Consider the following 9,023-nt stretch of genomic DNA (forward strand, 5'->3'; position numbering starts at 1 on the left):
AATAGGTCTCTAATTTCCATTTCAACAAGGTCGATAAGTTCTGGGTCGTCTACCATGTCTGCCTTGTTTAGGAATACTACAATGTATGGAACGCCTACCTGTCTCGCAAGTAGTATGTGTTCTCTTGTCTGTGGCATTGGACCGTCTGCTGCACTTACAACTAAGATCGCTCCGTCCATTTGCGCTGCCCCTGTAATCATGTTCTTTACGTAGTCAGCGTGACCTGGACAGTCAACGTGTGCATAGTGTCTTGTTTCTGTTTCGTATTCAACGTGTGCTGTGTTGATTGTTATTCCTCTTTCCTTTTCTTCTGGTGCCTTATCTATTTCGTCGTATCTTGTTGCTTGTGCTCTTCCATACTTTGATAATACAAATGTTATCGCTGCTGTTAATGTTGTCTTACCATGGTCAACGTGTCCTATTGTCCCTATGTTTACGTGTGGCTTGGTTCTCTCAAAATGTGCCTTTGCCATTTTTCAATCCTCCTTTTCCTATGTTGTAACTTTTTTAACGGCTATTAACCGTTGAAAACTTATCCTGGTGTATCATAATACCCTGGAGCCCATGATCGGGATTGAACCGACGACCTCCACCTTACCAAGGTGACGCTCTGCCTACTGAGCTACATGGGCAAAAAAGGGTAATTAAAATACTACCGATTATTTATTTTACACCGAAGAAAAAAAGATGTCAATATATTAATTTATCTTAATTTTATTCCTTTTCTGTTAATAATTTTTCAAGTTTTCTTTTTACCCTTTGCAGTGCATTATCGATGGATTTTGCATGTCTATCTAAGTCACATGCTATTTCTTGATATGATTTTCCCTTTAAATAGCATTTTAATACTTCTATTTCAAGATCACTTAAGGATTCCCTCATCTTCTTCTCAATCTTTTTTCTTTCTTCCTTGCTTATTATAACTTCTTCAGGGTCTGATATATGTAAGCTCGATAAAACATCTATTAAAGTCCTTTCAGATTCTTCATCAAAAACCGGCTTATTTAGAGACAAATAGCAGTTTAAGGGAACATGCTTTTGCCTTGTAGCAGCTTTAATTGCTGTAATGATTTGCCTTGTAACACAAAGCTCTGCAAAAGCTCTAAAGGAGGATAACTTGTCGTTTTTATAATCCCTAATGGCCTTAAATAGGCCTATCATACCTTCTTGAAATATATCCTCTTTATCTGCTCCAATTAAAAAATAGGACTTTGTTTTAGCCTTTACGTAATTTATGTACTTGTTTATTAAATATTCTTCGGCACTTTTATTGCCTTCCTGAGCCATAGCAACTATTTCTTCATCCAACATGTTCTCAAAATCAAAAGCTCTTACTGTTGCCCCCCTTGACGTTTGCAATTGTATCCCCCCAGACCTTTCTTTTGCGTTAAGTAAATTATATGCCACAAAATAAGGAAAGTCAAGAAAAATCAAAGGTTTCGACGCATTTTTTCAAGTTTCTCTAAAATATCTTTATCTATAAAATCCTCTAATGTCGATTTTTGTTCTTTAAACGGAAGTTTTGCCCTTTCTTTTATAGTTGTTTTTATATTTTGAATTTCAAGCAAAAACTCCTTTGGGGTTATTCTTATTCCACCCATCTGCAGCGTTATTCGTTGTTCTAGATAATCGGATGTTACAACAGCAACCGCTCCCATCTTTACAAGCTGTGGGACAGTTCTTTCTATAAAGCAATCGGCAGTTTCTCCTTCTTTAGTATAAACAACATTTATTTTCCCAACCCTTTCATGCTTTTCAACACTTCCTGGAACAAGATGGGCATCAAAAACAACATAAATGCTGCATCCTTTAAATGCAGCATACTCCTGTAACATTTCAACAAGTTTATCCCTTGCATCTTCAAGGTTTTCATCCTTAAGTTTTTTTAAAAAATCCCACTGATTTATAACATTATACCCGTCTATTAAAATATGCCTTATCCTACTCACCTTTTATGCCCCTTTGTTTCCTAACTTCATACATTATAACCCCTGCTGCCACCGAAGCATTTAAGGAGCTTATTTCACCAAACATCGGTATTTTAACAACAAAATCACAGTTTTCCTTTACAAGCCTTGAAACTCCCCTTCCTTCGCTTCCAATTACAACAGCAAGTGGTCCCCTTAAATCTTTATTATAGCAAATCTCCCCATCCATATCCAGAGCTGCAACCCAAATCCCATTTTCCTTAAGTTCCTTTATAACCTGATTTAAGTTTGTAACCTTTGCTATTTTAGTATATTCGATAGCTCCGGCTGAAGCCTTTGCAACCGTTGCAGTAACAAGAGCACTTCTTCTTTTGGGGATTATAACGCCATGAGCCCCAAATATGTTTGCTGATCTTATGATTGATCCTAGATTGTGTGGATCCTCAATTTCATCAAGGATTATAATAAAAGGATCTTCTCCCTTTTCCCTTGCAAGATTTAAAATATCCTCCAAGTCATAATATTTATACTCGCCAACTACTGCTATGACACCTTGATGGGCCTTTGTTGTTGACATGTCATCAAGCCTTTTCCTTTCAACCTCATTAACAACAATGCCCCTTTCCCTTGCAAGGGAGATTATCATCTTTATAGATCCTTCAAGGTCTCCCTTAGATACATAAAGCTTTTCTATAGTTCTTCCTGATTTTATAGCTTCAATTACAGGATTTCTGCCTTCAATAATATTTTCTCTTTCTACTGTCTCCCTTTCGCTTTTTATTTCTTTTCCTTTATTTTTCTTATCAAACTTTTTCATATAAACTCACCTCTAATTTATTATACCCTAAAGGAACTTTTTTTCATGTTCTATTAGCCATTTTTTTCTCCAAAGTCCACCTGCATATCCCGTAAGTTTCCCGTCTGATCCGATTACCCTATGGCAGGGAACTATTATTCCGACGGGATTTTTGCTGTTGGCAAGGCCTACAGCTCTAAAGGCCTTAGGACTTCCAACCCTTTGTGCCTGCTCCTTATAGGAAATAGTTTCACCATAGGGTATTTTCCTTAGCTCTTCCCAAGCTTTTCTTTGAAACTCCGTCCCCTCAAGATAAACCTTTACTGAAAATTCTCTTCTCTTTCCATTGAAATATTCATGGAGTTCTTTAATGCACTGCGTTAAAATCTCTGGAATATGTTCAACTTCTTCTTCCTTTTCAACAAAGTCAAGGGAAATTATATAATCATCCCTTGACTTTATCTCTATAATTCCAATTGGAGATTTATAATAAGCTTTGTAAATCATCATCCCACCCCTAAAGGTTTAAATATCTTTCCCTAACTTCCATCATCTTACCGCAGCTCATGCTTCCCTCATGGCATTTATCATAAACGCAGCTTGGCCCTGCAAATTTAAAGATTGTTGGTGCAACCTCCCTAACCTTTTTCAACATCTCATCAGCAAGATTATGTATTTCCCATTGGGCCCTGTTGCAGCATCTATGTCTGAAAAAGTTTAAAAGGCTTCTCGCATTCATTGTAACCACTATCTTAGTTTCACAGGCATTAGGGAAGACATACCTTGCATCCTCAATCGCCATTTTTTCAGAAAGCCTTTTAGCCTCCTTCTCATTTTTACCTTCTGATATTAACTTTTCATAATGCTTCTTTGAAAGGATATCGACAAGCTCATTATATACCCTTTGATCCTCCTCCATCGCCTTTATAAATAGTTCCCTTGCCCTTTCATCCTCTTCAATCGATGGAGGAACTATGTATTCAAACTGATCAAGCTTAACATACCTTTGGCTTTGTTGTGAATAGCTTGCTATTCTATGCCTTACAAGCTGATGGGTAAGGGAGCGGGATACCCCCTCTATTGCAAAGGTAAAGCTAACATGCTCAACAGGTGATTCGTGCCCTAAATCTAAAAGCATGTTTAAAAACTTTTCAATGTTTTCCTTATCTAAATTTTCTCCTATTTCACTTATTCCAACCCTGCTATAGCAAAGCTTTGCAGCAGATGCCACTATCTTTTCAGCCTCTGGAGTATATGCGATAAGTTCAACCTTTAAATTTGCCCCCATCTTAATCACCTCATATTAAATTGATATTTTCAAAAATTATTTTAAAAAGCTCATCTATGCGTTCACTTCTTTTGTTAAGATACAAATACCCAAACAAAGCTTCAAGGGCAGTTGCCCTTCTATAATCCATCACATTGGCATTTTTAGGAACATGATAGCTCTTTGCATTTCTTCCCCTTCGAACTATTTCTATTTCCTCCTCAGTAAGATAATTAAGGAGTATTTCTAAAAGCTTTGACTGGTTTGCTGCCTTTACAAATTTAACAGATTCAACATGGATATCATGGGGCCTTTTAACCCCTTGGGAGATTAAATAAGTTCTGACATACATCTCATAAACTGCATCCCCAACATAAGCCCATATCAAAGGATTTAAAAGATTAACATTTTTTTCTTTATCTATAAGCTCCGATAATAAGGAAAAATCCATTCTCTCAACCTTCCTAAATAAATTTTACCCTTATTATATCATTCACAAAAAATTAAGGCAAATAAAAATGCTTCCTTTATAAAGGAAGCCACAGATTGTAGACAAACTCTCATTAGTGTTTAGACTTTGCAAGAGCCCCGTGAATGGATTTCAAAAATGCATCTCTCATAAGCTCTAGCAATTCTTGCTTTTCGACTTTTCAAAAGTCCGTAATTCTGCACACGGACGTGCAGAGCCGAGTGGCCGACACGGATGTCGGCTCACGAGGGTAGGACTTTTGAAAACAAAGAAAAGCTTAGAATTGCTTAGCGAAATGAGCGAATGCCAGGAAAATCCTTCACGGGGCTTATCAAAAAACAACTTTTTCAACAGTCTGATGCTTCCTTTATAAAGGAAGCCAAAGAATAAAAATTGCAGAAGAAAGTAAAGTTAAAATGATTATGATTGCTACTGCCTTACCTACCGGATGAGCATAATTGAAATCCCAACCTATTCCAATTCTTTTTTCAACAAAGAGAGATGGATCATCGGGGTTATAGTAAAATAGCCCCATCTTCCAAAACTCATCATCATCCCTTTCAATTATTTCATCATCAAGATTATTTTTTAGTGGGTGTTTTATGAGGTTATAAATTTTTATAGCAAAAAGGACTATAACTAAAAAAGTTAATAGTGTTAAGGCTACTATAAGGCTAGTCATTAAATTAAGATTTAAAATAAGGAGCATATTAAGGTTTGTCAAAACAAATATAAACTGCTGGACAATAGCTAAAATTATTATATGCTTTGCTGATATAATCTTTATTAGCTCATTGGTTTCCTGTGACTTTTCGGGATTTATCGGGCTTATGGAAAGCTTTCCCTTAAGAATTAATCTATAAATTAAATATAAAAGGGCAAATAATCCTACTTGAACTAAGAATATGGCGATAAAATGTGAAAAAGACTTATCTCCCCATCTATTAACTTGACCGTTTATGTCATAATGCAAGGGAAGCTTATCCGGAAGATAAGGAAACCTTAAAATCGTAATAACTATATTAAACACAATCAAAATTGCAGGAATAACAAACCAAAGCTTAGATGGATAATTTTTAATATCCTCTCTTCTTTTTAAACTTACAGTTACAACCTGTGTTTTACCCTCAAACCAATTGCTTTTCTTTTTTATTGATAAAACCTTCTTATAAATTTTATAATAATTCAAAAACATAGCAGCAGGTATCAAGTAGGTATAAAGTAAAACAGATTTTATTATAGCATTCATGCCGGCAAAGAAAAATATCAAGATTAATGCGATGGTTGGGATTAGCATTGATATTGCATAGTTTCGTTTATACTCCCTTTCCAATTCCTTAAATTCCTTAAGTTCCTTAAACCCATAGGGAATTCTAACACCAAAAAATATTCCTTCCCGTGTAAATTTAGGAAAATATAATGCAAAGAAATTTAAAAGAAGAATATCTGGAATCATTATAAGCAAAAATACTGTCTTACTCATTTTTACTTCCCCCAAACTCATCTAAAATACCCTCAACCAGTTTTAAAAACGTTTCCTTGTCAATCCCCTTAACAAATGCCTCTGCAATAATCGGTCTTAGCTCCTCCTTTAAATTTTCCATAAAAGTCTCATTAAAGCCCTCTACAGATATTACTGCACCGTATTTTTTGTTTATAGTTATAAATCCCAAATCCTTTAAAAGGTTATAGGCTTTATTTATGGTATGCATGTTTACACCAATATCCTCAGCAAGCTGCCTTATCGGGGGTAAGCTATCCCCTTCCTTTAGCTCCCCCCGTGCTATTCCTTCTATTATTGCATTTTTGATTTGAAGGTATATAGGAACATCCGATGTCAAATCTATTTTAACAAACATCCTCCCACTTCCTTATAATTCAACTTCATTAGTTACTTTATCCATATCCTTCATCCTTATTATAAAATACAGTGAAGCAAGTGCAATTAAAAATGTTATTCCCTCTAAAATAAACACATTAACGCCATTCATTGCCATATAGGCAATAGGAGTATCTATTAGCATATGAAGCAGTATGGCGATTAACAGATAAAGTAAATTTTTATTCCTAACAGCAAGGAGGACTATGAGGGATAGTGCTATTTGAATGGTTATGGCAAAAGCCCTTTCAAGTCCTGCAAGAAGAAAATTATAGGCTGGAGTTGAAACAAGCATCTTAACAATTTCACTTATCATATCATTTGAAATCTTCCCGGCAAAAACTTGGTTTATTAATCCCTTATTTAACAAAAGGGCAAAGATGATATAATTTATATAATTAAGCCCAACTAATAGAACAGCCTCAATGCCACCATGTCCAACTCCAAAGGCAAGACCGTTTCCATAGTTTAGCCTGTCTTTTAATAAAAACCTAAAACCTAAGAACCTTCCAACCTCTTCAAATATCCCTGCTGTAAGGCCTAAAAATATAGCAAGCAGAAGGTGATTTTTTGCCATTGCAACATACCAATCCTGCTTTGAAAAGACCTGCAGCAGAGGAATCCTTAAAACCATTTGAAAAATGAAAAACACAAGGCCACCCACTAAAATAGCCTTTACTGTTCCCCCAAACTTTTTACAAAAAACAATTCCAAGAACAATAGGCAGTCCAAATGCAATTAAAGCCGTTATAACCATAAAAATAATTTTTGTCATCGACACCATAAAAACCCTCCTATTATATTTGTTATATATATTATATAACATATATAAGCATTGTGCAATAAAAAAACCTAAGGATAAACCTTAGGCCTATTCAACAACAACTGCAGTTCCAGATGCAGTTACCATAAGCATACTTCCTGCCTGACCTAAAACCTCATAATCAATGTCTATTCCAACAACTGCATTTGCTCCCATTGCTGCAGCCCTTTCCTTTAGCTCATCAAGGGCTCTTTGCCTTGCATACATCAGCTCTTCTTCATAGGTCCTTGATCTTCCGCCAAGAAAATCAGTAAGCCCTGCCATAAAGTCCTTAACAAAGTTAACACCGCTAATAACTTCACCGAAGACAATCCCCTTGTATTCAATTATCCTTCTTCCTTCAACTGTTGGAGTTGTAGTTAAAATCATATTATTCCCGCCTTTCATTTAAAATTTATTTAAAATATTTTTTAATCAAATCTTACTTTATGATACTCTTGGGTATAAGTATCTATATATAAAACTTCTTTTCTTAATAAATCTCCCCTTCCCAAAAGAACCTTTAGGGCTTCGCTAACTTGAATGGAGGCAACTAAAGCTGGTGTAAAGGAAGGATTCCCCAAGTCCTTTTCGATACCCCTTTGGACTTTATTTTTGTATATATAATTCAAGGTTCTATCCCCTGGCAATATAGTAGTAACTTGGCCATACCAACCGGCTATTGCTCCATGAATAAGTGGAATATTTAGCTTTTCACATATATCCTGTAGCATGAGTCTTGATTGTATATTGTCAAGGGCATCGATAACTAAATTATGTCCTTTAAGAATTCCCTCCGCATTTTTATCATTAAATTCGGCGATTATTGAATCTACAACCACATCTGGATTTACTGTTTCCATTCTCCTTTTTGCCTCAAGGGCTTTATATTGACCTAAATTATTTACATTTGAAAGGATTTGCCTGTTTAGATTAGATTCTTCAAAAGCATCCTTGTCTACAGCTGTAATATGTCCTATCCCTAATCTTCCAAGCATTTCAATAACATATCCGCCTAATCCGCCGCATCCTACAACACAAACTTTAAAACTCCTTAGCCTTTCGTTTTCCTCCTTTGATAGCATATTCATGTTTCTGTCATATCTTCCCATATTTTATCCCTCCATCAACCTCCACCTACAGGAGGAAAAAGAGAAATTGTATCACCATCGTTTAATGGATTATCAATTTTGCCATCCAATCCATTTACTAAATATATTGCTATATCTTCCTCCTTAATGTCAAGTTTATCCAATATATATCTTCCGTTTATTCCTTCAAAATAGTTAAAAATAACTTCCTTTTGTCTTCCTTCTCTAAATGTAGCAAACAATTTTACTTTTATCAAACCATCACCCCCTTATGGACATATAGCAATTTTTCTACTCCAAAGGCAATTTGCACAGGAGGGCTTATTGGTATAGCAGTCATAATCGCTCGTTTTAACTATATCACAACCATCTACAAGATCACAGTCTAAACAAGATGGGTATCTATTGGTGAACTACCCCCACTTATAGATGTGGTGGCTTCGTGGTCAAGGTAACTTCTGTTACCAGATTACCCACGCTCAAAGGGCTGTTCCTTCCCCATATATACCAATCACATGGCTAATTTTAGCAAATTCTTGCTTGCATTTATATCTCTATCATGAACTGCACCACACTTTGGACATTTCCATTCTCTCAATGCTAAATTCTTTACATCAGGATTTTTATATCCACATTCACTACATGTTTGACTTGATGCATAATTTTGTGGTGCTATTATTATTTCTCTGCCATACCATCTTGCTTTATATTCTAACATCCTTCTAAATTCTGCCCATGATACTTCTGTTATTGCTTTGGCTAATTTATGATTTTGTTGCATATTTTTTACC

General features: G+C 35.5%; 14 protein-coding genes and 1 tRNA gene. All 15 read right to left on the minus strand.

From position 1 onward, the window contains the following. Positions 1-473, minus strand: a 473-nt coding sequence (locus CAAU_RS12370) for a GTP-binding protein (protein WP_040306695.1), incomplete at its 3' end; no start/stop codon positions are given. A gap of 83 nt (positions 474-556) precedes the next feature. Then, positions 557-632, minus strand: a tRNA-Thr gene (locus CAAU_RS12375). 82 nt (positions 633-714) lie between these two features. After that, positions 715-1,359: an RNA polymerase sporulation sigma factor SigH gene (sigH, locus tag CAAU_RS12380; protein ID WP_008909778.1), complete on the minus strand. Its 645-nt coding sequence runs from the start codon at positions 1,357-1,359 to the stop codon at positions 715-717. A 71-nt stretch (positions 1,360-1,430) separates the two neighbouring features. Beyond that, positions 1,431-1,949 carry an NYN domain-containing protein gene (locus CAAU_RS12385; RefSeq protein ID WP_008909779.1) on the minus strand — a complete coding sequence of 173 codons (519 nt, stop codon included), beginning with the start codon at positions 1,947-1,949 and terminating at the stop codon, positions 1,431-1,433. Further along, positions 1,942-2,745, minus strand: coding sequence for a 23S rRNA (guanosine(2251)-2'-O)-methyltransferase RlmB (rlmB, locus tag CAAU_RS12390; protein WP_008909780.1), 804 nt, complete (start codon positions 2,743-2,745; stop codon positions 1,942-1,944). Before rlmB ends, CAAU_RS12385 begins: the two co-directional genes overlap by 8 nt. 27 nt (positions 2,746-2,772) lie before the next feature. Next, complete coding sequence (locus CAAU_RS12395; RefSeq protein ID WP_008909781.1) at positions 2,773-3,231, minus strand: methylated-DNA--[protein]-cysteine S-methyltransferase; 459 nt, start codon at positions 3,229-3,231, stop codon at positions 2,773-2,775. A 10-nt stretch (positions 3,232-3,241) separates the two neighbouring features. Continuing rightward, the gene (thyX, locus tag CAAU_RS12400; RefSeq protein WP_008909782.1) at positions 3,242-4,012 is read right to left on the minus strand and encodes an FAD-dependent thymidylate synthase; all 771 of its coding nucleotides are present in this window, start codon (positions 4,010-4,012) and stop codon (positions 3,242-3,244) included. A gap of 10 nt (positions 4,013-4,022) precedes the next feature. Next, positions 4,023-4,442 (minus strand): Mini-ribonuclease 3, encoded by a 420-nt coding sequence (locus CAAU_RS12405; RefSeq protein WP_008909783.1) that lies wholly within the window; start codon positions 4,440-4,442, stop codon positions 4,023-4,025. A gap of 385 nt (positions 4,443-4,827) precedes the next feature. Next, the gene (locus CAAU_RS12410) at positions 4,828-5,943 is read right to left on the minus strand and encodes a DUF5808 domain-containing protein (protein WP_008909784.1); all 1,116 of its coding nucleotides are present in this window, start codon (positions 5,941-5,943) and stop codon (positions 4,828-4,830) included. Then, positions 5,936-6,319, minus strand: coding sequence for a GntR family transcriptional regulator (locus CAAU_RS12415; RefSeq protein ID WP_008909785.1), 384 nt, complete (start codon positions 6,317-6,319; stop codon positions 5,936-5,938). Before CAAU_RS12415 ends, CAAU_RS12410 begins: the two co-directional genes overlap by 8 nt. 12 nt (positions 6,320-6,331) lie before the next feature. Continuing rightward, positions 6,332-7,114 (minus strand): YhfC family intramembrane metalloprotease, encoded by a 783-nt coding sequence (locus tag CAAU_RS12420; protein ID WP_202801052.1) that lies wholly within the window; start codon positions 7,112-7,114, stop codon positions 6,332-6,334. A 96-nt stretch (positions 7,115-7,210) separates the two neighbouring features. Beyond that, a complete protein-coding gene (locus CAAU_RS12425) occupies positions 7,211-7,531 on the minus strand; it encodes a putative heavy metal-binding protein (protein ID WP_008909787.1) in 321 nt (106 codons plus the stop codon). A 41-nt stretch (positions 7,532-7,572) separates the two neighbouring features. Then, complete coding sequence (locus CAAU_RS12430) at positions 7,573-8,253, minus strand: HesA/MoeB/ThiF family protein (protein ID WP_008909788.1); 681 nt, start codon at positions 8,251-8,253, stop codon at positions 7,573-7,575. Positions 8,254-8,267: 14 nt separating this feature from the next. Further along, the gene (locus CAAU_RS12435; RefSeq protein ID WP_008909789.1) at positions 8,268-8,489 is read right to left on the minus strand and encodes a MoaD/ThiS family protein; all 222 of its coding nucleotides are present in this window, start codon (positions 8,487-8,489) and stop codon (positions 8,268-8,270) included. A 254-nt stretch (positions 8,490-8,743) separates the two neighbouring features. Further along, the coding region (locus tag CAAU_RS12440) for a transposase (RefSeq protein ID WP_242822592.1) at positions 8,744-9,023 on the minus strand (280 nt) is incomplete at its 5' end.

The organism is Caloramator australicus RC3 (assembly GCF_000297115.1).
Lineage (GTDB): Bacteria > Bacillota > Clostridia > Clostridiales > Caloramatoraceae > Caloramator > Caloramator australicus.

Coding starts and splice junctions, on each gene's coding strand:
- thyX (WP_008909782.1), bottom strand. CDS start 4,012: ATGGGGGCAAATTTAAAGGTTGAACTTATCGCATATACTCCAGAGGCT.
- rlmB (WP_008909780.1), bottom strand. CDS start 2,745: ATGAAAAAGTTTGATAAGAAAAATAAAGGAAAAGAAATAAAAAGCGAA.
- CAAU_RS12420 (WP_202801052.1), bottom strand. CDS start 7,114: ATGACAAAAATTATTTTTATGGTTATAACGGCTTTAATTGCATTTGGA.
- CAAU_RS12410 (WP_008909784.1), bottom strand. CDS start 5,943: ATGAGTAAGACAGTATTTTTGCTTATAATGATTCCAGATATTCTTCTT.
- CAAU_RS12395 (WP_008909781.1), bottom strand. CDS start 3,231: ATGATTTACAAAGCTTATTATAAATCTCCAATTGGAATTATAGAGATA.
- CAAU_RS12415 (WP_008909785.1), bottom strand. CDS start 6,319: ATGTTTGTTAAAATAGATTTGACATCGGATGTTCCTATATACCTTCAA.
- CAAU_RS12425 (WP_008909787.1), bottom strand. CDS start 7,531: ATGATTTTAACTACAACTCCAACAGTTGAAGGAAGAAGGATAATTGAA.
- CAAU_RS12405 (WP_008909783.1), bottom strand. CDS start 4,442: ATGGATTTTTCCTTATTATCGGAGCTTATAGATAAAGAAAAAAATGTT.
- CAAU_RS12430 (WP_008909788.1), bottom strand. CDS start 8,253: ATGGGAAGATATGACAGAAACATGAATATGCTATCAAAGGAGGAAAAC.